16 protein-coding genes are annotated in these 21,773 nt (G+C 65.2%); 11 read left to right on the forward strand and 5 right to left on the reverse strand.

Going from position 1 to position 21,773, the window contains the following annotated elements:
* Positions 1-12 precede the first annotated feature (12 nt).
* Complete coding sequence (locus tag ACVIGB_RS24345) at positions 13-1,119, forward strand: glycoside hydrolase family 5 protein (RefSeq protein WP_456749224.1); 1,107 nt, start codon at positions 13-15, stop codon at positions 1,117-1,119.
* A gap of 92 nt (positions 1,120-1,211) precedes the next feature.
* On the forward strand, positions 1,212-2,714 hold the full coding sequence (locus ACVIGB_RS24350) for a hypothetical protein (protein ID WP_244549794.1): 1,503 nt from the start codon (positions 1,212-1,214) through the stop codon (positions 2,712-2,714).
* Positions 2,715-2,773: 59 nt separating this feature from the next.
* Here the strand turns inward: ACVIGB_RS24350 and ACVIGB_RS24355 are convergent, their stop codons facing one another.
* Positions 2,774-3,373: a 3-keto-disaccharide hydrolase gene (locus ACVIGB_RS24355; protein ID WP_092124003.1), complete on the reverse strand. Its 600-nt coding sequence runs from the start codon at positions 3,371-3,373 to the stop codon at positions 2,774-2,776.
* A gap of 219 nt (positions 3,374-3,592) precedes the next feature.
* On the opposite strand from ACVIGB_RS24355, the gene ACVIGB_RS24360 reads away from it, so the two are divergent.
* Complete coding sequence (locus ACVIGB_RS24360) at positions 3,593-4,063, forward strand: cupin domain-containing protein (RefSeq protein ID WP_231168810.1); 471 nt, start codon at positions 3,593-3,595, stop codon at positions 4,061-4,063.
* Positions 4,064-4,086: 23 nt separating this feature from the next.
* Entirely contained in the window at positions 4,087-4,461 is a 375-nt protein-coding gene (locus ACVIGB_RS24365; RefSeq protein WP_456720731.1) for a hypothetical protein, read from the forward strand.
* Here ACVIGB_RS24365 and ACVIGB_RS24370 read toward each other — a convergent pair.
* On the reverse strand, positions 4,435-8,550 hold the full coding sequence (locus tag ACVIGB_RS24370; protein ID WP_456720730.1) for a bifunctional diguanylate cyclase/phosphodiesterase: 4,116 nt from the start codon (positions 8,548-8,550) through the stop codon (positions 4,435-4,437). The genes ACVIGB_RS24365 and ACVIGB_RS24370 overlap by 27 nt on opposite strands.
* A gap of 403 nt (positions 8,551-8,953) precedes the next feature.
* Here ACVIGB_RS24370 and ACVIGB_RS24375 point away from each other — a divergent pair, with 403 nt between their 5' ends.
* The 4 genes from ACVIGB_RS24375 (at position 8,954) to ACVIGB_RS24390 (ending at position 13,702) form a co-directional block, all read left to right on the forward strand.
* Positions 8,954-10,006 (forward strand): Ldh family oxidoreductase, encoded by a 1,053-nt coding sequence (locus tag ACVIGB_RS24375; RefSeq protein ID WP_456720729.1) that lies wholly within the window; start codon positions 8,954-8,956, stop codon positions 10,004-10,006.
* Positions 10,007-10,030: 24 nt separating this feature from the next.
* Complete coding sequence (locus tag ACVIGB_RS24380; RefSeq protein ID WP_456720728.1) at positions 10,031-11,395, forward strand: LLM class flavin-dependent oxidoreductase; 1,365 nt, start codon at positions 10,031-10,033, stop codon at positions 11,393-11,395.
* Positions 11,396-11,406: 11 nt separating this feature from the next.
* Positions 11,407-12,192: a fumarylacetoacetate hydrolase family protein gene (locus ACVIGB_RS24385; RefSeq protein ID WP_456720727.1), complete on the forward strand. Its 786-nt coding sequence runs from the start codon at positions 11,407-11,409 to the stop codon at positions 12,190-12,192.
* A 325-nt stretch (positions 12,193-12,517) separates the two neighbouring features.
* Complete coding sequence (locus tag ACVIGB_RS24390) at positions 12,518-13,702, forward strand: serine hydrolase domain-containing protein (RefSeq protein WP_456720726.1); 1,185 nt, start codon at positions 12,518-12,520, stop codon at positions 13,700-13,702.
* Positions 13,703-13,896: 194 nt separating this feature from the next.
* Here ACVIGB_RS24390 and ACVIGB_RS24395 read toward each other — a convergent pair whose 3' ends face one another.
* The gene (locus ACVIGB_RS24395) at positions 13,897-14,817 is read right to left on the reverse strand and encodes a LysR family transcriptional regulator (RefSeq protein WP_092123992.1); all 921 of its coding nucleotides are present in this window, start codon (positions 14,815-14,817) and stop codon (positions 13,897-13,899) included.
* Between the two features lie 132 nt (positions 14,818-14,949).
* On the opposite strand from ACVIGB_RS24395, the gene ACVIGB_RS24400 reads away from it, so the two are divergent.
* Together ACVIGB_RS24400 and ACVIGB_RS24405 are read left to right on the forward strand one after the other, a co-directional pair.
* Positions 14,950-15,363 carry a muconolactone Delta-isomerase family protein gene (locus ACVIGB_RS24400; RefSeq protein ID WP_244549793.1) on the forward strand — a complete coding sequence of 138 codons (414 nt, stop codon included), beginning with the start codon at positions 14,950-14,952 and terminating at the stop codon, positions 15,361-15,363.
* A gap of 85 nt (positions 15,364-15,448) precedes the next feature.
* A complete protein-coding gene (locus ACVIGB_RS24405; RefSeq protein WP_456720725.1) occupies positions 15,449-15,946 on the forward strand; it encodes a hypothetical protein in 498 nt (165 codons plus the stop codon).
* A gap of 271 nt (positions 15,947-16,217) precedes the next feature.
* Here the strand turns inward: ACVIGB_RS24405 and ACVIGB_RS24410 are convergent, their stop codons facing one another.
* On the reverse strand, positions 16,218-16,673 hold the full coding sequence (locus tag ACVIGB_RS24410) for an Lrp/AsnC family transcriptional regulator (protein ID WP_456720724.1): 456 nt from the start codon (positions 16,671-16,673) through the stop codon (positions 16,218-16,220).
* A gap of 154 nt (positions 16,674-16,827) precedes the next feature.
* Here ACVIGB_RS24410 and ACVIGB_RS24415 point away from each other — a divergent pair, with 154 nt between their 5' ends.
* Positions 16,828-20,304 carry an indolepyruvate ferredoxin oxidoreductase family protein gene (locus tag ACVIGB_RS24415; RefSeq protein ID WP_456720723.1) on the forward strand — a complete coding sequence of 1,159 codons (3,477 nt, stop codon included), beginning with the start codon at positions 16,828-16,830 and terminating at the stop codon, positions 20,302-20,304.
* Here the strand turns inward: ACVIGB_RS24415 and mctP are convergent.
* Complete coding sequence (gene mctP / locus ACVIGB_RS24420; protein WP_456720722.1) at positions 20,275-21,765, reverse strand: monocarboxylate uptake permease MctP; 1,491 nt, start codon at positions 21,763-21,765, stop codon at positions 20,275-20,277. The two genes, ACVIGB_RS24415 and mctP, sit on opposite strands and share 30 nt — an antisense overlap.
* Between the last annotated feature and the right edge of the window lie 8 nt (positions 21,766-21,773).

Here is a 21,773-nt window from a genome sequence, read left to right on the forward strand (position 1 = left end):
GTTGATCTTGCAATGGCCCGGCTATCGATCCCCGCCATCGTCGCCGCCGCATCCATTCTGCTGTCCGTCGCCGCGCAGGCCTGCCCTGCCCTGATCGAAGGCGTCCCCGCGGACCGGATCAAGGCCTTGTCGCGCGGCGTCAATGCCGACGGGTGGATCGTCGATCCGCGGTCGGCGCCGCCACGCGGCCTGCTGCTCGAACTGCGCAAGGCCGGCATGACCCACATCCGGCTGCCGGTGCCTGCCGACTTCGTCATGCCGCGCTTCGCCACGAACGCGGAGATCGACAGCCGTCTGCAAACCGTCGATGCCGCGATGAAGACCCTGCTCGCACTTGGCTATGCCGTATCGATCGACCTGCATTCGGGCCAGCACTTCAACGCGCTGCACAAGGACGATCCGCCTGGCGCGATGGCTGAAATGAAGAGCGCCTGGACCGCGCTCGCGCGGATCATGCAGCGCTATCCCTCCGATCGGGTGTTTGCGGAACTGCTGAACGAGCCGGAGGTCGATGCGGCGCAATGGCAAGGCGAAGTCCGGGAGCTGGCCGGCTTCATTCGCCAATTGCTGCCGCAGACCACGCTGATCACGGGTCCGGTCAATTGGCAGCGTGCGGACTCTCTGCCGGGCTTCGCGCCGCTCGACGATCCGAATGTCGTCTATGCCGTCCACTTCTACGATCCGATGGTGTTCACCCATCAGGCCCATTGGGATCGGAGCGAGCCGCTCCACGACGTCGTCGGACTGCCCTATCCGATCCGGGCCGACGATCCGAAGGTTCAGCAGTTGCGGGAACAGCTGACCGCGCTGGACAGGCCCAAGGCGCTTGCGATGGTCGACCGCGCCATCCCCGACCGCGGCATCGATAAATGGCTCGAGCCCGCGGCCGCCTGGCAGCGGCAATATTCCCGTCCGATCATCATCAATGAGTTTGGGGTGCTCAAGGCCGGCGCGCCGCGCGACAGCCGGTTGCGCTGGCTCGCCGGCGTCACGGCGTACGCCCGGCAGCAGTGCTGGGGCTGGACCCATTGGGAGCTGTCGCAAGGCTTCGGCCTGGCCGACGCCGTCACCGGCAAGGCCGACCGCGACGTGCTGAGGGCGCTGCTCGGAACGCGCTGACCCATCTGGTTAACCGGTTCTTACACAATGCGCGGCTAGATCGGCGATGCGGGTGTGGCACGCCACCCATCCGGTCATTTAGGTCAGAGCCTGTGCGAGCAGACATAGCCCCGCGGCCGCTGTTGGCCGGCGACCTCGTTCCTGCGCTCGGCATCGCCGTGGCATCGATCGCTTTCGCGCCGATCATGCAGGCGGCCAATGCAGGGCTCGCGATCGTCGTCGAAGGCCTGATCGGCTGCGCCATCGTGCTCGCGGCGCCGGCCTATGCGCCGTCGATCGCCGTCTTCATCATCTTCTTCCAGAATCTGTTCGTCTCGATCCTGTCGTCCTACATCACGACCGAGCAGGAGATGGATTTCGTCAAGGGCTACAATTTCCTGATCTGCGCGGTCATGTGGCTGGTGACGCTGGCGCTGTACGTGCTGCGCGAGCGCCAGCATTCGCCCGAGATCGACCGGATCATGAATTGGGGGCTGATGACCCTCGCGGTCGTAGGGATGTATTTCCTGCTCGGCGCCACTCAGGACGCGCATGCGGCCCTCGTCTATCTGCGCAACATTGCCTTTCCGCTGTTTCTGTTTCAGCTGTCGCTGCTGACCGCCGCAACCTTCGAGATCCGCATCACGCCGTTCCTGGTGACCGTCGCCACGCTGCTGATCGTCTGCGGCTATGTCGAATTGCTGTTTCGCGATTTCTGGCTCGAGATCACCAACGGCTACACGTTCTGGCACTTCGACGAGTTGAAGGCGACCCGCTCCGGAGCCTGGGAAGCCGAGATGCGCCAAACCGGCAATGTCCCCGTGGATCTGATCGACCGCTTCCGCTTCAGCTTTCTCAACAGCCCGTTGTTCGAGGATCTCGGACTGTCGTCAATTTTGCGCATCTTCGGACCGAACATGAGCCCGATCAGCTTCGGTTACGGGATCGCCTTCTCCATCCTGTTCCTGTTCGCGGTCGGATATCGCTGGCTGGCGCTGGTCGCGATCCCGCTGCTGATCCTCTGCAGCGTGAAGGGCGCGCTCATCCTGGTCATCTTCGTGGCCCTGGCCTGGACGGCGACCTGGCTGCTCGGCGCCACCATCACCCTTGCCGTCGCACTCGTCGGACTCGTGCTGTATGCCGTCGCGGCGATCTATATCGGACTCCAGATCGGCGACTTTCACGTGATCGGCTTCATGGGCGGCTGGGACGGATTCCTGCACAACCCGATCGGTCGTGGCCTCGGCGTCGGCGGCAATCTCTCTGAAGGCTACTTCTCGATCGACTGGAACGCCGCGCAAGCGGCCGGCACGATCGACGGCGCGGTGGAGAGCGCCGTCGGCGTCTTGCTCTACCAGATGGGGATCGGCGCAGTGGTGCCACTTGGCTTCTTCTTTGCGGTGGCGCTGCAGGCCTGGCGCCTCTACGCCTCGTCCGGAATCCTCATCCAGGGGCTCGCCGCGTTCGGCACGATGGTGGTGCTGGTGAACGGCATCTTCCAGGAGGAGGCGCTGTTTGCGCCGCCGGCGCTCGGGCTGTTGCTGTGCCTGACCGGGCTCGTGATCGGTCATCATCTGCGCACGCAAGGCGACGACCTGAAGGCTTCCGGCGGATAGCACATGACACCCGATCAAGCCCGGCCGCGCCGCGACCGGGCTCTCCTCGGCGCACGTTGTCAGAGCGGCTTGATCTGCACCTTGCGGAACTTGACCACGCCGGACCCATACTGGAGCGCGACGTAGCCGCTGGCGTGCTTGGAATCCTGCGCGTCGACGGTCTTCTGGCCGTTCAGCGTCACGACGAAATGCGGCCCCTGCGCCGTGATCTCGTAGACGTTCCACTTGCCGGCCGCCTTCGGCATCGGATCGACCTTGGCGACGTCGACAATCGCGCCGGTGCCGTAGGTCGGATCGGGCCGCTTGTCGAAGACGTTGACCTCGTAGCAGACCTTCGAGTCGATCACCTTGTTGCCTTCGCAGCGGATGAAGACGCCGCTGTTGGCGTCCTCGTCGGTCCAGAACTCCGCCCTGATCTGGAAATCCTTGTATTGGGTCTTGCTGACGAGATAGGAGAGATCCTTGCCGTCGAGCTTGTCGGCGACCAGCGCGCCGTCCTTCATCGCCCAATTGGCCTTGCCGACCTCGTCCCAGTCGCCCTGCTTGGAGCTGTCGAGCAGCGTGACCCAGCCGTCATCACCCGATGCGGCGGTGGAAAATTGCAGCGCGGCCGCACCGATCACAAGTCCCGCCGCCAGTATCGACAGATGCTTCTTCAAGGTTATCCTCCCGTCTTTTGGTTGGCGCGCAACCTATCATCGTCTGCAGCCGCGTAAATGCGTTTTTCATATTGCAACTGCGTTGTGTCACGGCCCGATGCCGCAATCTTGAGAGCAGACATGCGCGAGTGCGTCTTGTCCGGCGCAAGCGAGAGCGATTAGCATCACGCGACATACGGGCGCGGCAGTCGCCCGAACGAACTGACCTGGGAGAACACGATGACGGCGTCGAACCGGTCCTGGCGATACCTGATGATGCCGCTGGCCCTTGCCGGCACGCTGAGCGTCAGCTCCGCGGCCGAGCTCAATCCGGCCGCCGTCACCTACAAGCTGCCGGACCAGATTCCATGGAGCCCGGTCGACGCGCGCGGCGCGCAGAATGCCGTGGTGGTCGGCGATCCCTCGAAGCCCGGCTTCTACATGGTCTACACCAAATGGACCAAGGGCAATCACTTCAGCCGTCCGCACTTCCATCCCAACGATCGCTACATCGTCGTGCTGAAGGGCACCTGGTGGGTCGGCTCGGGCCCGAAATTCGATCCGGATCACGGCACCGTGGCAATGCCGGCGGGAAGCTTCGTCACCCATTTCGGCAAGCAGGTGCATTGGGACGGCGCCAGGGACGAAGACGCCGTGCTGCTGATCATGGGCGAAGGCCCGGCCACCGCGACCGAGGTGGAACAGAAGTAGCCGCGTTGCGCGAAGTGGGGGCGATGCTATCATCACGGCCCAACGAAGGGCTTCCGATGCATCCCGCCGCCAAGTTGCAATTTGCCCGCATCGCCGACGAGTTTGCGCGCTGGCGCGCCATTGCCGAACCGGAACGGCCGCCGGCGCCGGCGTGGTGGTGGGGACCGGCATTCGAGATGCGCAATGCCGCCGAACCGCTGCCGTCCAACTGGTGCCGCCGGTTCCGCCTGCCCGACGGGGCGAGCTTTGCGGAGGCGTCAGCGGCGCTGCGCCAGACCCTGGCCGGCCAGGCGATACCGTCCTGGCCGTATGATTTCTCGCGCTTGATCGCTTCGACCGATTCCGACGTCCGCGACCTGCCCGTGCAGCCGTCAGACGACAGCGCGTTTCCGCCCTAGATCCGACCCGGCCTCACCGATCGCCTCGTCGTCAAGCGACGGCTGCAGCGGCGGCGACGTAAGCACCGGCGATGTCTTCAACAATTCAGCGAGATCGCGCGGCGGCAGCGGCCGGCTGAACAGGAAGCCCTGCATCTCGTCGCAGGCATGCGCGCGCAGGAACTCCTGCTGCTCGGAGGTCTCGACGCCTTCGGCCACGATGGTCATGCCGAGCGCCTTGCCCATGCTGATGATCGCCTGCGCGATCGCGACGTCCTCGGAATCATCGGGCAGATCGCGCACGAAGGAGCGATCGATCTTGATGGTGTCGATCGGGAACTGCTTCATCAGCGACATCGACGAATAGCCGGTGCCGAAATCGTCGATCGCAAGGCGAATGCCCCGGTGCTGGATCGCGTCGAGCACGCGGACCGCGCGCGTCACGTTGCGCATCACCATGCTCTCGGTGACCTCGAGCTGCAGCAGCGCCGGCGACATGCCGCTCGCCGCCAGCGCCTCGTCGATGTCGTCGAGCAGGTTCGGATCGCCGAACTGACGCGGCGAAAGGTTGACCGCCATCGTCACCGCCTTGAGGCCGCGGTGCTGCCAAGCCATGTTCTGCGCGCAGGCTTCCTTCAGCACCCAGCGGCCGATCGGCACGATCAGACCGATCTCCTCGGCGAGCGGAATGAACTGCCCGGGCGAGACCTTGCCGAGCTCGGGATGAGTCCAGCGCAGCAGCGCCTCGACGCCGCTGATCTGTCCGCTCGCCATGTCGACCTTGGGCTGATACTCGAGCGAGAATTGGTCGCGCTCCAACGCGCGGCGCAATGCGCTCTCCATCGTCAGGCGCTCGATCGACTGCGCCCTGACCTCGTTGGAGAAGAAGCGGAAGCCGTTCTTGCCGTCCTCCTTGGCGAGATACATCGCCATGTCGGCGTTCTTGGTGAGCGTCTGCACGTCGGAGCCGTCGGTCGGATAGGTCGCAATCCCGATCGAGGCCGTGGTGTGGCACTCGTGCCCGCTGAGCTGCATCGGCTGGCTGAGTGCGACCAGGAGTTCGCCGGCGATACGCTCGACGTCGTGACGTTCGGCGGTGTCCTCCAGGATGACCACGAACTCGTCGCCGCCGAGCCGCGCCACCACGTCGCTCGCCCGCAACGATCCGCGCAGCCGCTCGGCGATCGCCACCAGCAGCATGTCGCCGGCGTCGTGGCCGAGCGAATCGTTGATCACCTTGAAGCGGTCGAGATCGATGAACAGCACCGCGAGCTGCCGGCGATGACGGTCCGCCGCCGAGATCGCGTGACGCAGCATCTCGTTGAAGGTCTCGCGGTTCGGCAGATTGGTCAGGCTGTCATGCGAGGCGAGGTATTCGATGCGCTCATCGGCCTTGTGCTTCTCGTCGGCGCGATCGAAGCTTTCGAGCGCGAACGCCAGATTGTCGGCGAGCCGCTGCAGCAGCTCGGCGAACTCAGGCGTGAACGTATCCTTCTCAATCGCCACGAAGATCATGACGCCGACGACCTCCCCGCTGACGATCAGCGGAAACGAGGCACCGGACTGTGTTCCATCGCGGCGCGCGCGCTCATGGAACGCCGCGGTACCGGTATCGGCGAAATAGTCGTTGATGATGCAGGCCTTGCCCGACCGGAACGCCCGGCCGCAGGCGCCGCGTCCCTCGGGGTGCGCCTCGCTGGTCGAGAGCGTCACCTGGCTCGCGCCGTCGGCGGCCGGGCCTGCGATCGCGACAATGCGGAGATAGTCGCTGCCGGGCTGTGCCAGCGCGATGGTGGTCGAGGTGAATTTGCCGCCGGTCGCTGCGGCCTCGCAGACCAGTTGATAGAGCTCGGTGCGGGACTTCGCCCGCATGATCGCTTCATTGGTCGCGCTTAGCGCCGCGAACATCCGCGACAGCCGCTCCTTCTGCGCGTCGGCCCGCGCCTTCTCGTCGGCGCGGTCGAAATTGGCCAGCGCGAACGACACGTTCTCGGTGAGCCGCTGCAGCAGCGCCATCATCTCCGGACTGAAGGTGTTGAACTCACCGGAGAGGAACACCAGCGCGCCGATCGCCTCGCCGTTCTTGAGCAGCGGCAGGGCCGCGCCGGACTTGCTGCCGCTGTCGCGCACGGCCGGATAGACATGCGACTCGGGGCCGAAGTCGCTGAGATAATCGTTGCTGATGCAGGGCCTGCGGGTGCGGATCGCAACGCCGGTCAGCGTCTGTCCCTCCGGACGCGTCGCGTCGGCCGACAACTGGACTTCGCGGGCCCGCACCCGGTCGGGGCCGGAAGCAGCCACATTCTCCAGGAAGGCCTCGCCCGGCCGCACCAGCCTGATGGTGGCCGAGATGAACTGCCCGCCGACCGCTGCGGCATCGCAAACCAGATCGAACAGCTCGCCGCGGGACTTCGCCCGCATGATGGCCTCGTTGGTCGCGCTCAGCGCCGCGAACATCCGCCTCAGCCGTTCCTTCTGCTCCTCGGTGCGCGCCTTCTCGTCGGCGCGATCGAAACTGCCGAGCGCATAGGCGACGTTGTCGGCAAGCCGCTGCAGCAACTCGGCGAACTCGGCCGAGAAAGTGTTGCGCTTGGCCGAGATGAACAGCATCACGCCGACCGGCTCGTCGTCGACGATCAACGGAAATGCCGCGCCCGATCGCGCATCCTCGCGGTCGATGATTTCGCGAAACGGGTTGTTGGCGACGTCGCCCAGAAAATCGTTGTCGATGCAGGCGTGCCGGGAGCGGAACGCCCTGCCGCAAACACCGCGCCCTTCGGGACGCGCCTCGCTGCGCGAGACGTTGAGGCGGCGCGCATTCTCGGCGGTCGGCCCCGCCACCGCCATCATCTCCAGGAAGTCGTCGCCGGGTTTTGCGATCAGGATGCTGGTCGAGTTGAACCCGCCGCCATGCGCGGCCGCGGCGCAGACCAGCTCGAACATCTCGAGCCGCGACCGCGCGCGCATGATCGCCTCGTTGGTCGCGCTCAGCGCCGCGAACATCCGCGACAGCCGCTCGCGTTCGGCATCGGCCTTGGCCTTCTCGGTGGCGCGGCCGAACGTATCGAGCGCAACCGAAACGTTCTCTGCGATGCCCGCCAGCAGCGCGATGATCTCTTCGTCGCGGGCCCAGGAATTGCCGATGAAGAAGATCAGGACGCCGATGCTCCTGCCGAACCGCGTGAGCGGCAGCGCGACGCAGGCCATCAGACCGCTCTCACCGGCTTGCGCCTGCGAGGCGCCCGTCGATATCGGAATGTCGTGCTCGATGCACGGCCGTTTGGTCCGGAACGCCTCGCCGCAGATCCCCTTGCCGTAGAGATTGTCCGGGTCGGTCGAAAAGCGCGTCTGCGTGATCAGGTCGAGCGCCTCGCCGGTGCCGGCGACGGGCTCGAGCCAGTGCGTATCGGGCTCGGCCAGCAGCACCACCGTGGCGAAGGATTTTCCGCTGAACACCGCGGCGTCGCACACCCGCTGATAGAGATCGTGCTCGGTCTTGGCGCGAAGGATCGCTTCATTGGTTGCGCTGATGGCGCCGAACATGCGGTTGAGCCGGCGCATCGCCCGCTCGCCGCTCTTGCGCGACGCCTCATGGTCGAAATTGTCGAGCGCAAAGGACACGTTCGCCGCAATGCGCTCCAGCAGCGACACGATCTCCTCGCCGAGCGAGTCGACCTCGCGCCGGGTCACCATGAAGACGCCGACGCTGCGCCCGTTGCAGACCAGCGGCATCGCCGCCGCCGCACCGACGCCGGCTGCCGCGAGGCCGCTGCGCCAGGCCGCCGAACGGGCATCGTTGACATAGTCGTTGCTGACGCTGGCGCTCTGATCGCGGAACGCCCGCCCGGCGACGCCGTCGCCTTCCGGAATGTTGGCGAGGGTGGAGATGCTGATGCTGCGCAGACGCGCGACATCGTCGCCGCAACCGGCGGCGAATGTCAGCCGACCGGTATCCGGCTCCAGCAAAAAGACGGTCGTAGCCAGGAAGCTCCCGCTCGAGAACGCGGCTTCGCAGACCTTTCCGTACAATTCTTCTGGTGATTTCGCGTACAGGATCGCTTCGTTGGTGGCATTCAACGCCGCGAATGTACGCCCGATGCTCGACTGCACGATCCCTGAAGGCCCCAGGGCCACCCCCTTCAATCTGCCGGGGAACATTGCCCGCGAGAGGCCTAAGTGATGGTTAGTGTATCCGGCAAGTTGTGAGACAAAGTAAACGGCTGACGAATGCCGGAGGCCGTTTTCCGGGATATTACGGACGCCAGTGTGCCAGGCTGAGGCGGAGGGCCGGGGCACCCGGATAGCCGCCTGGCTTGCACCGCGGGCGCAGCCAAATTCCGCAGCGCGACCGCGCACGTTCCATTCAGTGAAATCCCGGCCGGGAGCACCCTGCTGGCGGTATGGCGGACCGGATTTTCCGCCCCTTGCTCGGCGGGCTGCGCTTTGAGAGCATGACGCCGACAACAGCAAGCAAGACCCGCGCATCACGCGGGCGGACCGCGAGGAAAACCCCATGCCGATCGTCCAGGCCGACCGTCTCACGCGCATCGGCGCGGCGCTGCTCCGGGGCGCCGGCGCATCGGAGGAGGAGGCCAACGCGGTCGCCTCCGGTTGCGTCAACGCCAACCTCGCCGGCCATGACTCCCACGGCGTGATCGCGATCCCGACCTATATCGACCGCATCAAGGCCGGCCATATCGTCCCCGGCGCGAAATGGACCGTCGTGCAGGAGACGCCGACCACGACCGTGATCGACGGTCATTGGGGGTTCGGCTTCCACGTCAACGCCAAGGCGATGGAGATGACCATCAACAAGGCGAAGACCGCCAATGTCGCGGCCTGCACCGTGTTCCGGCAGAGCCATGTCGGCCGGCTGGCGCATTACCCGCTGATGGCGATGCGCGAGGGCATGATCGGGATTGCGGCCGCCGATTCCGGCCGCTCGCCGAAACATGTCGCGCCGTTCGGCGGCCGCGAGGCCCGGCTCGGCACCAACCCGCTCTCGATCGCAGTGCCGTCCGATCTCGAGGCGCCGTTCTATCTGGATATGGCGACCTCGGCGGTCGCGGCTGGCAAGATCCAGCTCGCGGTGGCGCGCGGCGAAAGCATCCCGAAGGGTTGGATCATCGATGCCGAAGGGCGCGACACCACTGACCCTGCGGACTACCGCAAGGGCGGCGCGCTGCTGCCGCTCGGCGGCAGCGAAGGCTACAAGGGCTCGGGCCTTGCCGCGATGGTCGAAGTGCTGTGCGGCCTGCTGACCGGTCTCGGCTTCGGCGTCGAGCCGACCGGCCGTCACAACGACGGCTGCTTCATGGCGGTGTTCAACGTCGCCGCGTTCCGTCCCTTGCAGGACTTCAGACGCGAAGTCACCGACTTCGCCCGCTACCTGAAATCGACGCCGCCCTCGGAAGGGAGCCGCGGCGTGTTCTATCCGGGCGAGATCGAACATCTGCGCGAAGTCGAACGGCGCAAGAACGGCATCGAGATCGAGGATGCGACCTGGGACAAGCTCAAGGCGCTCGCCGCCGACTACAAGCTCACCGACGACCTCGATCTTCGCTGACGCATTCAGGTACAGGAGAACGGCATGACACGGCAAATGGCGCTGGTTGGCTTTTTGCAGGCGCAGAACTGCACCAATCTGCCGAGCTCCTGGCGTCACCCGGAGTCGCGCGACGATTCGATGTCGGCGGACTACTATCAGGAGATCGCGCGCATCCTGGAGCGCGGCAAGTTCCACATGGCGTTCTTCGACGATCGCCTCGCAATGCCCGACCGCTACGGCAACGATCACGCCCACACCGTCGAATACGGCATCCGCTGCGTGAAGATGGACCCGATCGTGGTGCTGACCACGATGGGCATGGTCACGACCAGGCTCGGCCTCGCCTCGACCGCGTCCACCACCTATTTCGAGCCGTTCGACGTCGCCCGCCGCTTCGCCACGCTCGACCTGATGACGGGTGGCCGCGCCGCGTGGAACGTGGTGACGTCGGTCAATGACGGCGAAGCGCTCAACATGGGCCGCGCGCAGCATCTCGAGCACGATCTCCGCTACGACCGCGCCGACGAGTTCATGGAAGTGGTGCTCGGCCACTGGGACGCCTGGGAAGACGGCTCGCTGGTGATCGACAAGAAGAGCGGCCGGTTCGCCGATCCGGCCAAGGTGAAACGGCTCGATCACAAGGGCGCGTTCTTCACCTCGCGCGGCCCGTTCACGGTGCCGCGTTCGGAGCAGGGCCATCCCGTCGTGATCCAGGCCGGCGCCTCCGGCCGTGGCCAGCGCTTTGCGGGACGTTGGGGCGAGGTGATCTTCACCGCGGCGCGCAACCTTGCCAACGCCAAGCAGGGCTATGACGCGATCCGAGGGGAAGCCGCCAAGGCCGGGCGCGATCCCGACCAGATGTTCCTCTGCAACCTGATCACGCCGGTCACCGGTGCGACCAAGGCCGAGGCCGAGGACCGGATGGCCGTGATCCAGAAGCTGCCGCTCGAGATCGACGCGCTGTCGCTGCTCGCCGAAGGCCTCAACTTCGATTTCGGCGCCAAACCGATCGACGAGCCGCTGACCACAGAGGAGCTGCAGGGCATGCAAGGCATGCTCGGCATCCGCGACGGCGTGCTGCGCACCTCCGGCAAGACCAATCCCTCGACCCGCGACTTCATCACCTTCTCCGGCCGCGGCCAGGTGCAGGACGCGATGGTCGGCGGCCCGAAGGAGATCGCCGACCAGCTGGAGGAAATGTTCGAAGGCCGCGGCTGCGACGGCTTCGTCATCGCGGCGAGCTATGTGCCGGGCTCCTACGCGGACTTCGTCGATCACGTGGTGCCCGAGTTGCAGAAGCGCGGTCTGTTCCACAAGGACTACACCGGAACCACACTGCGCGAGAATCTCGGACTGAAGCGCCCCGCCGCGGGCGCCTGGAAGACCCGCGCGCAGGCCGCGGAATAGAGGGGCACATCATGCGCTGGCTGAAATTCACTGCCGCGGGTCCTACGTCTTGGGGCCTCGTCGAGGGCGACACCGTCATCACCGTGAACGGTGATCCGTTCGGCGAATGGAGCAAGACGGCGAAGACCCACGCCTTGAAGGACGTCAAGATCGAGCTGCCGCTGATCCCGCGCACCTTCTACTGCGTCGGGCTGAACTATCTGAAGCATCTCAAGGAGGCCGCCGACAAAGCCGGCACCGTGCCGAACGTGCCTGATCGACCCGAGATCGGCTACCGCGCGCAGAACGCGCTGATCGCCCATGATGAGAATGTCGTGATCCCGGCAAGCGCGACCGAGAAGATCCATTACGAGGGCGAACTGGTCGTGGTGATCGGCAAGACCGCCAAGCACCTGACCGAAGCCAATGCGCTGGACTGCGTGTTCGGATACACGATCGGCAACGACGTCTCCGAGCGCAGCTGGCAGAAAGCCGACCGCGGCCTGTGGCGCGCCAAGAACGCCGACACCTTCAAGCCGATGGGCCCGTGGATCGAGACCGATGTCGATCTCGACCGCATGGAGACCGCGATCCGTGTCAACGGCAAGGAAACCGGCCGCTTCCGCACCAATGAGATGATCTTCGGCATCGTGCCCTTCCTGGTCGAGCTTTCGAAATACTTCACGCTGTCGCCCGGCGACGTGATCTGGATGGGCACCGACGGCGCCTCGCCGGACCTGAAGGACGGTGACGTGGTGGAGATCGACATCACCGGCATCGGGACATTGCGGAACAGGCTCGTGAGGGAGAAGGTGTGAGGCGGGTGGTCTCGGCCAACCCGCGCGCCTCACCCTCGGTGTCGTCCGTCGTCCCGGCGAAAGCCGGGACCCATAACCACCGCCTTGTGTGATGGAATTCGCTGGGGCCACGGCGTCGCACGACAACTATACCCTGTGGTTATGGGTCCCGGGTCGCGCTGCGCTTGCCCGGGACGACAGCGAGTGTGTTGCGCGGCTTGTGAGTCACGCATCCGCATTCCCGTCGGGCCATCGTGACGTCATCACACAACCCCTTCGTAACGTGACAGAAACAACAGAACCGCAATAACGTGCGCGCCGCTCGCACCCACCAGGCAAGGCGACCATGCCGCTTTCACGCCGAACATTGCTCCAGGGCTCGCTGCTATCTGCCGCAGGGATCGCCTGCAGGCCGTGGCCGGCGCTTGCCGACCCGCCTGCGGAGCTTCCGACATCTGAGCAACGCAAGCAGATGGCGGGCCTCGCGGCCGACTTCATGAAGGAGTACGACGTCCCCGGTCTTTCCATCGCGGTTTCGATCAAGGGAAAGCCGGCTTATGTCGAGGCGTTCGGCGTTGCGGATCGGGAGAGCGGCGAAGCATTGACGCCGCAGCACCGCTTCCGCATCGCGAGCATATCGAAGCCGGTGACCTCGACCGGGATCTTCACCCTCGTCGAAGCGGGCAAATTGCGGCTCGGCGATTACGTGTTCGGCGCCAACTCCATTCTCGGTCAGGACTACCCGACGACGCCAACCCTGCAAAGCCTGATGCCGTCAGACTCATCCCGCTCGCCTGTCGAGCAGATCACGATCGAGCATCTGCTGACCCACACCACCGGGACCTGGGGAAACCAGTATCGCGATCCGATGTTCATGAACCAGGGCCTGACGCATCGCGAGCTGATCAACTGGACGCTGGAGCACATGCCGCTCACCGGTCCGCCGGGTGAGTCCTATGCCTATTCGAACTTCGGCTATTGCATCCTCGGGCGCGTGATCGAGAAGCTCAGCGGCCGGAGCTACGAGCAATACATCAAGGACGCGGTCCTGAAGCGATGCGGCATCGCCGACATGCAGATTGCCGGCAATACGCTGCGCGAGCGGGCCAGCAATGAGGTCAAATATTACAGCCAGACCGGCGGCGATCCGTACCGGATGAACGTCGCCCGGATGGATTCGCACGGCGGCTGGATTGCGACGCCGAGCGATTTGACGACGCTGTTCGTCCATATCGACGGCTTCAAGGACACCGAACAGCTGCTCACCGACGACAGCCTCCGCATCATGAGCACGCCCAGCACCGCCAACCCCCGCTATGCCAAGGGCCTGTTCATCACCGCCAACAACAACTGGTGGCACAGCGGCCTGCTGGACGGAACGACGACGATCTCGGTCCGGACCAACGGAGACTTCTGCTGGTCCGCGTTCACCAATACCAGGTCGCGGGACGGCATGAGCCGCGCTCTCGACCTGCTGGTCTGGCACATGGTGAAGACGGTGCCGGATTGGCAGCCGCAGAAGCGGGTGTAGCCCTCGCCGTCATTCCCCGGTGCGCAATTGCGCACCTGCGGGCAGCCCGAAGGGCTGAGCCCGAAATCCATTGGACCGCAAGACAAGTGGTGAAATGGATTCCGGGCTCGCGCTGCGCGCGCCCCGCGCTGGGAGAGCGGTGCCCAATCCCGCGAGCATGCCGCCTGATCGAAGGCCGCAAATTCGCACCGAGCTCAACGCGCCGCCGCCGACCTGCTCTTCACGTGATCGATGAAGGCGCGCAGCTTCGGCATGATCTGGCGGTGGCCGGGATAGTAGAGAAATACGCCGGGCGTTGTCGTCGCGAATGGCTCCAGCACGCGGACGAGCTTTTTCTCCTTCACGGCGCCGGCGACCAGCGGCGCGGGCACTTGCGCCAGTCCCACGCCTTCAATGGCCGCGCCGACCAGCGTCGGGAAATCATGGCCGATGAACGATCCCGAGACGGCAAGCTCGATCGAACGGCCGTTGTCGTTGAGCGACCACGGCGCGAGCCCGCCGTTCGATCGCCGCAACCTGAGGCACGCGTGTTCGCGCAGATCGTCCGGACGTTTGGGCCGGCCGCGGCGCGCGAGATAGTCCGGGCTGCCGACGATAGCGAAAGGGAACGGCTTGGTCAGACGCACCGCGATCATGTCCGGGTTGATGAACTGGCCCATCCGGATGCCGGCATCGAAACCGCCGGCCGCGAGATCGACCAGCTCCTCGCTGGCGGCGAGCTCGACCTCGATCTCGGGATACGCCTTGCAAAATGACGCGATCAGCGGCTCCAGCAGGATCGGCACCACCGAGCGCGGCACGGTAAGACGCAACAGCCCGGCCGGCTTCTGCCCGAGCTCGCGCGCCGCGCCGCTTGCGGCGACCAGCTCCTCGAATGCGGGCCTGGCACGCGTCAGGAATCGCTCGCCGGCCTCGGTCAGACCGACGCTGCGGGTGGTGCGGATGAACAGCACGGCGCCGAGGCGCGCCTCGAGCGCGCGCACCGCCTGGCTGATCGCCGACGGCGTCACCGCGAGCTCGGTGGCCGCGCGACGAAAGCTGCGGTGCTGGGCGACGCTGAGGAACGCCTCCACGCCGTCGAGCGCGCCCTGCCTGACTGTGAAGTTCTGCTTCATGGCCCGTCAACATTATCGCGAATAGTCGCTCGCGGGAAGTCGTCCTACATCGGAGCGACAAGCAGCAGCACCGCGACGCGCGCTGCTCCACGCGACATCACGACGTCAATCGTGAACGGAGACCTGCGACCGATGAAAACAATCCGTCACACCCTCCTTGCCCTCACCCTCACTTCGACAGGTTTAACCTCCATGACCGCTCCCTCTCTTGCCCAAGCCCAAACACAGGCCCAAGCCACGTCCACCATCACCACCGGCGTGATGGTCATCCTGACCGTCAAGGCGGGCGTCACCCGCGAACAGGTGATGGCCGTGATGCCGGATGAAATCCGGCAGACCGTGCAGCTCTATCTCAGCGGCAAGGTTCGCGAGTGGTATTCGCGGTCCGACGGCCGCGGGGTGATCCTCCTGCTCGATGCCAAGGACACATCCGAAGCGCACGCGATCATGGAAGGGCTGCCGTTGTCCAAGCTGGACATCATGGACCACGACTACATCGCGGTCGGCCCGCTGCTGCCGCTGCGCCTGCTGGTCGCCAAGCCCTAAGCGTCAAGCCCTGAGCGCCTTGCCGAGGCCGGACCCGATCGCCGGGTCCGGCCTCACCGGATCGACAGTCAGACGGGAGCCGACCGTGCCAGTAAGTCTCAACATTCCATTCTTGCTCAGCGTCGCCGGAGCATTTCTGACGAGTGCCGTGGTGGCCGCGACCTATGTCTGGCCGGCGCTCCGCACCTGGCCGCGCCATGAGGCGCTCCGGCTGCTTGCGGCTTTTCATGCCTTCCGGTTTCTCGGGATGAACTTCATGGTCACCGGCTTCGTGTCGCCGGAGGTGAACCCGGTGTTTGCCAGCGCGGTCGGCTGGGGCGATCTGACCGCGGCAGCTCTCGCGCTGCTCTCGATGGCGGCACTGTCGTGGCGCTGGCCGGTGGCCATTCCGATCGTCTGGTTCTTCAACATCTGGGGCACGCTGGATCTTCTCAACGCCTACTTCATGGGCGCGACGAAGAACGCGGATCCCGGCCTGTTCGGCGCCGGCATCTATATCCCGGCGCTCTACGTGCCGCTGCTGCTGGTCAGCCATGTCATGGTGTTCATGCTCCTGGCGCGGACCAAATTGGCAGAAGCGTAGAGGCGTAGGATGGGTAGAGCGCAGCGAAACCCATCAACTGATATCCGCGGCACGATGATGGGTATCGCTCCGCTCCACCCATCCTACGAAGTGAGACGATAACTGCGGCGCGGCCACCATCTGCTCGTCATTCCGGGGCGTGCCACTTGGCGCGAGCCCGGAATCCATTGGGCCGCTGACTTTGCGGATAGATGGATTCCGGGTTCTCGCTTCGCGAGCCCCGGAATGACGGAGGAGGTTGCTGCGCGCATGCCGAATGACGGGTGAGTCCTCAAAACGGCAACGCCACGCTGGTCTTGATCTCCTTCAAGATCACGTTGGTGCGGACGTGGCGGATGCCGGGGATGCGGAACATGAACTCGTCGAGGAATCTGTTGTAGGCGTCCATATCGCGCACGACGACGCGCAGATGATAGTCGGCATCGCCTGTTGTCGCGAAGCACTCCAGCACCTCGCGGCGCTGCATCACCCGCGCGACGAACTCGTCGACGAATTTCGTGTCGTGCCGCTCCAGCGAGACATGCAGAATCGCCGAGGTCGCAAAGCCGGCGCGCTCGCGCGCGACCAGCGCCGAATAGCCCGAGATGACGCCGGACTCCTCCAGCGCGCGGACCCGCCGCCAGCATGCCGACGTCGACATCCCGACGGTTTCCGCCAGCTGCTGGTTGGTGGCACGGCCATCCTTCTGCAGCTCGGCGAGGATTTTTTCGTCTTGCTCTTCGATCATCGCAGAGCTCACTTTGGTAGATCATACCAATATACGAAGCTAACCGCAAAAACATACCGAAATTTAGGTCAATGGAGAACAGATAGGTAGGACCTACCAAACACTCAGGCATAGCCTTGCCCATTACATATTGCGATTCTCGGAGGGGTCAGTCATGGGCCAGATGCCGCAACTCGACGCCTACCAGCTGTCCGAGCGCTACAGCCGCGAACGTGGCCGCGTCTTCCTCACCGGCACGCAGGCGATCGTGCGCATCGCGCTCGACCAGATCAGGCGCGACCGCGCCGCCGGGCTCAACACCGCGGGCTTCATCTCCGGCTATCGCGGCTCGCCGCTCGGCGGCGTCGATCTCGAACTGTGGAAGATCGGCGAGCGGCTGAAGGAGAGCCACATCGAATTCCTGCCCGCGGTCAATGAGGACCTCGCGGCGACCGCCGTGCTCGGCTCGCAGCAGGTCGAGACGCAGAGGGATCGAAAGGTCGATGGCGTGTTCGGGCTGTGGTACGGCAAGGGGCCCGGCGTGGATCGCTCCGGCGATGCGCTGAAGCACGGCAATGCCTATGGCTCCTCACCGCATGGCGGCGTGCTGGTCGTTGCCGGCGACGATCATGGCTGCGTGTCGTCCTCGATGCCGCACCAGTCCGACGTCGCGTTCATGAGCTGGTTCATGCCGACGCTGCATCCGGCCGATGTCGGCGAATATCTCGCGTTCGGCGAATATGGCTATGCGCTCAGTCGTTTTTCCGGCATGTGGGTCGGCTTCAAGGCGGTCTCGGAGATCGTCGAATCCGGCGCCTCTGTCGAGCTTGCGCCGCCGCGCGCCTTCGTGCGGCCGGATTTCGTGCCGCCGCCCGGCGGCCTGCATTATCGCTGGCCGGATCTGCCGGGCCCGCAGATCGAGGAGCGGCTGGAGGCGAAGAAGCACGCGGTCTATGCTTTTGCGAAAGCCAATCCGATCGACCGCCGCATCTACGACATCAAGGACGCGACCTACGGCATCGTCACCACGGGCAAGGCGCACCTCGATCTGATGGAGGCGCTGCGGCTGATAGGGCTGGACGAGGCCAGTTGCCGCCGCTTCGGCATCGACATCTACAAGGTCGGCATGGTGTGGCCGCTCGCGCTGCATGATGCGATGGAGTTCGTGAAGGGCAAGCGCGAGATCCTGGTGGTCGAGGAGAAGCGCGGCATCATCGAGAGCCAGTTCAAGGAGTATTTTTACGACTATCCCGGCTCCAAGCCGGAGCGGATGGTCGGCAAGCACGACGAGCGAGGGGCACGGCTGATCTCCTGGACCGGCGAATTGTCGCCGCTGATGCTGGCCGACGTGCTGGCGCGGCGGCTCGATCCGATGTTTCCGGAATTGCAGCTTGCCCGCCGCGTCGCCGCGCTCAGGCCGGAACAGGACCGCATGATCGTGGTGCCGGGCGCGACACGCACGCCGTATTTCTGCTCGGGCTGCCCGCACAACACGTCCACCAAGGTGCCGGAAGGCTCCAAGGCGCTGGCCGGCATCGGCTGCCACTTCATGGCGAGCTGGATGGACCGCGAGACCTCGTCGCTGATCCAGATGGGCGGCGAAGGCGTCAACTGGGCGGCCTCGTCAAGATTCACCGGCAACAGCCATGTGTTCCAGAATCTCGGCGAAGGCACCTACTATCACTCGGGCTCGATGGCGATCAGGCAGGCGATCGCCGCCAACGCCAACATCACCTACAAGATCCTGTTCAATGATGCAGTGGCGATGACCGGCGGCCAGCCGGTCGACGGCCCGATCAGCGTGCAGGCGATCGCGCACTCTGTCCGCGCCGAGGGCGTCGCACGAATTGCGCTGGTGTCGGATGGTCCCGCGCAGTTCTCGCCGGCGGATTTGCCCGCCGGCGTCACTATCCACCCGCGCGAGGAGATGGACGCCGTACAGCGCGAGCTGCGCGAAATTCCCGGCGTCACCGTGCTGATCTATCAGCAGACCTGCGCCACCGAGAAACGGCGGCAGCGCAAGCGCGGCACGATCAAGGATCCCGCGCGGTTCGCCTACATCAACGACCTCGTCTGCGAGGGCTGCGGCGACTGCTCGGTGGAATCCAACTGCCTCAGCGTCGAGCCGAAGGAGACGCCGTTCGGCCGCAAGCGCAAGATCAACCTATCGACCTGCAACAAGGATTTTTCCTGCCTCAACGGCTTCTGCCCGAGCTTCGTCACCATTGAAGGCGGCAAGCGGCGGGCGAAGACCGCAAGCGCGATCGATCCGCTGGCGCGCGCCGCAGCACTTCCGGCGCCGGAGCTTGCGGCACTGGAGAAGCCCTACGATCTGCTGGTCACCGGCGTCGGCGGCACCGGCGTCATCACGGTCGGCGCGCTGATCGCGATGGCTGCGCATCTCGAGGGCCGCGGCGTCTCGGTGCTCGACTTCACCGGCTTCGCGCAGAAATTCGGCCCCGTTCTGAGCTATCTGCGGCTGGCGGCGGCGCCCGAGGCGCTGCATCAGGTGCGGATCGACCAGGGCGCGGCGGACGCGCTGATCGGCTGCGACCTCGTGGTGAGCTCGTCGGCGAAGGCGTCCGGCACCTACCGCAAGGGGATGCGCGGCGCGGTGAACATTGCGGAGATGCCGACCGGCGACGTGGTTCGCTTCCGCGACGCCGACCTCGCCTCGCCGGTTCGCTTGCGCGCCATCGAGCGGGTGATCGGATCAGGCAACCTCACCGCGATCGACGCCAATGCGCTGGCCGAGCGGCTGCTCGGCGACAGCGTCTTCGCCAACATCATGATGCTCGGCTTCGCCTGGCAGCAGGGCCTGGTGCCGGTGTCGCTGGACGCACTGACCCGCGCGATCGAATTGAACGGCGTTGCGGTCGAGCGCAACAAGCAGGCGCTGGCCTGGGGGCGGATTGCGTTCGCCGATCCGGAGTTTTTGCCGAAAGCGGAGAACGCCGACGCCAACGCCCCGGAGACGCTGGAACAGATGATCGCGCGACGCGCAGACTTCCTTCGTGACTATCAGGACGCGGCCTATGCGGCGCGCTATCGCACAACGGTCGACCGCGTCCGTCGCGCCGAGGCCGCGCTCGGAAGCGAGACATTGACCGACGCCGTCGCCCGCTCACTGTTCAAGCTGATGGCCTACAAGGACGAATATGAGGTGGCGCGGTTGCACATGCAGACCGGCTTCCTCGAGACACTCAAGCGCGAATTCGATGGTGACTTCACGGTGCAGTACCATCTCGCGCCGCCGCTGCTGCCGGCACGGCTGGATGCACGCGGCCGGCCAAGCAAGCGCGCGTTCGGCCAGTGGATCCAGACGCCACTCCGCTTGCTGGCGCGGCTCAAGGGACTGCGCGGCACGCCGTTCGACGTATTCGGCTACACCGCGGAGCGCCGCGCCGAGCGCGAGCTGATCACCTGGTACGAGGCGCTGATCGAGACCATGCTCGGCAAGCTCGATGCCGCGCCGCTGCCCGATCTCGTCGCACTTGCAAAAGCGCCGATGGAGATCCGCGGTTACGGGCCGGTCAAGGATGAAGCGATCGAAAAGACCAGAGCGGAGGTAGCGCGGCTGACCGCGCTTCTCACCTCCGCCCCGTCAGATGCCAACGACGGCTCAGGCCGCCGCGCCGCGCTTGGCGGGTGAGATCAAGCCGACCACGACGGTCGCAATCACGGCCACCACGATGTTGAGCAAGAGCGCGCCGAGACCGACATAGAAGGTGTAGCTGGCATCGCCAAGCGAGATGCTGGCGAGCGGCTTCAAGCCGTTGCTCCACGCCGTGTACGTGCCCCAGCCGATGCCGACCGCCCAGCCGAGCAACAGCGCTTCGGCGCGGAACCAGACCGTGAACAGGCCGAACACCAGCGCCGGCAGCGTCTGCACGATCCAGAGACCGCCGAGCAGTTGCAGGTCGAGCGCATATTGCGTCGGCAGGAACAGGATGAAGGCAAGCGCGCCGACCTTCACCACCAGCGAGGTGATCTTCGCCACCGACGCCTCACCGGCATGCGAGATGTCCGGATTGACATAGGACTTCCAGACATTGCGGGTGAACAGATTGGCGGCGCCGATGCTCATCACCGCCGCCGGCACCAGCGCGCCGATCGCGATCGCGGAGAATGCGAAGCCCGCGAACCATTCCGGGAACAGCGTCTTGAACAGCAGCGGCACCACGTCGTTCGGCGACGTCACCTTGATGCCGGCGGCATAGGCCATGTAGCCGAGCAGCGCGATCAGGCCGAGCAGCAGCGTATAGGCCGGCAGCAGGATCGCATTCTTGCGGATGGTATCCGCCGACTTCGAGGCGAAGATGCCGGTCAGCGTGTGCGGATACATGAAGGCGGCGAGTGCCGAGCCGAGCGCCAGCGTCGCATAGGGCAGATACTGGGCGGGCTTCAGCGTCAGTCCGGTGGCGCCGCCCTTCGCCGTGAAGGCATCGTTGGCCGCCGAGAACACCGCGGCATAGCCGCCGAGCTTCGAGGGCACCACGACCACGGCCGTCAGCACCACGATGTAGATCATGATGTCCTTGACGAAGGCGATCAGTGCCGGCGCGCGCAGGCCGGAGCTATAGGTATAGAGCGCAAGGATCACGAAGGCTGCGATGATCGGCAGCTCGCCGGTCAGGCCCATCGCCTTGATCACGACCTCCATGCCGATCAGCTGCAACGCGATGTAGGGCATGGTCGCGACCAGGCCGGTCAATGCCACCGCGAGCTCGAGGCTGCGCGAGCCATAGGCGCCATGGACGACATCCGCAGCGGTGACGTAGCCATTGGCGTGCGCCGTCTTCCACAGCACCGGCATGACGGCGAATACGAAGGGATAGACGATGATGGTGTAGGGCAGCGCGAAGAAGCCGTAAGCGCCGACCGCATAGACCAGCGCCGGCACCGCGATCACCGTGTAGGCGGTGTAGAAGTCGCCGCCGACCAGGAACCAGGTGATCCAGGTGCCGAACTGACGGCCGCCGAGACCCCACTCGTCGAGATGCTCGCTCACCGGGCCGGATTTCCAGCGCGCGGCGAAGAAGCCCATCACGGTGACGAGGGCGAAGAAGAAGATGAAGACGGAGAGCGCCACCCAGGCGATATGATCAGTCATGGCTGCCC

This window comes from Bradyrhizobium sp. USDA 4341, from assembly GCF_054063755.1.

Excerpts from the sequence above, each read along its gene's own strand:
- ACVIGB_RS24400 (WP_244549793.1), top strand. The coding sequence starts at position 14,950 with ATGAAAACAATCCGTCACACCCTCCTTGCCCTCACCCTCACTTCGACA.
- ACVIGB_RS24375 (WP_456720729.1), top strand. The coding sequence starts at position 8,954 with ATGCCGATCGTCCAGGCCGACCGTCTCACGCGCATCGGCGCGGCGCTG.
- mctP (WP_456720722.1), bottom strand. The coding sequence starts at position 21,765 with ATGACTGATCATATCGCCTGGGTGGCGCTCTCCGTCTTCATCTTCTTC.
- ACVIGB_RS24415 (WP_456720723.1), top strand. The coding sequence starts at position 16,828 with ATGGGCCAGATGCCGCAACTCGACGCCTACCAGCTGTCCGAGCGCTAC.
- ACVIGB_RS24410 (WP_456720724.1), bottom strand. The coding sequence starts at position 16,673 with ATGATCGAAGAGCAAGACGAAAAAATCCTCGCCGAGCTGCAGAAGGAT.
- ACVIGB_RS24385 (WP_456720727.1), top strand. The coding sequence starts at position 11,407 with ATGCGCTGGCTGAAATTCACTGCCGCGGGTCCTACGTCTTGGGGCCTC.
- ACVIGB_RS24390 (WP_456720726.1), top strand. The coding sequence starts at position 12,518 with ATGCCGCTTTCACGCCGAACATTGCTCCAGGGCTCGCTGCTATCTGCC.
- ACVIGB_RS24360 (WP_231168810.1), top strand. The coding sequence starts at position 3,593 with ATGACGGCGTCGAACCGGTCCTGGCGATACCTGATGATGCCGCTGGCC.
- ACVIGB_RS24395 (WP_092123992.1), bottom strand. The coding sequence starts at position 14,817 with ATGAAGCAGAACTTCACAGTCAGGCAGGGCGCGCTCGACGGCGTGGAG.
- ACVIGB_RS24365 (WP_456720731.1), top strand. The coding sequence starts at position 4,087 with ATGCTATCATCACGGCCCAACGAAGGGCTTCCGATGCATCCCGCCGCC.
- ACVIGB_RS24380 (WP_456720728.1), top strand. The coding sequence starts at position 10,031 with ATGACACGGCAAATGGCGCTGGTTGGCTTTTTGCAGGCGCAGAACTGC.
- ACVIGB_RS24345 (WP_456749224.1), top strand. The coding sequence starts at position 13 with ATGGCCCGGCTATCGATCCCCGCCATCGTCGCCGCCGCATCCATTCTG.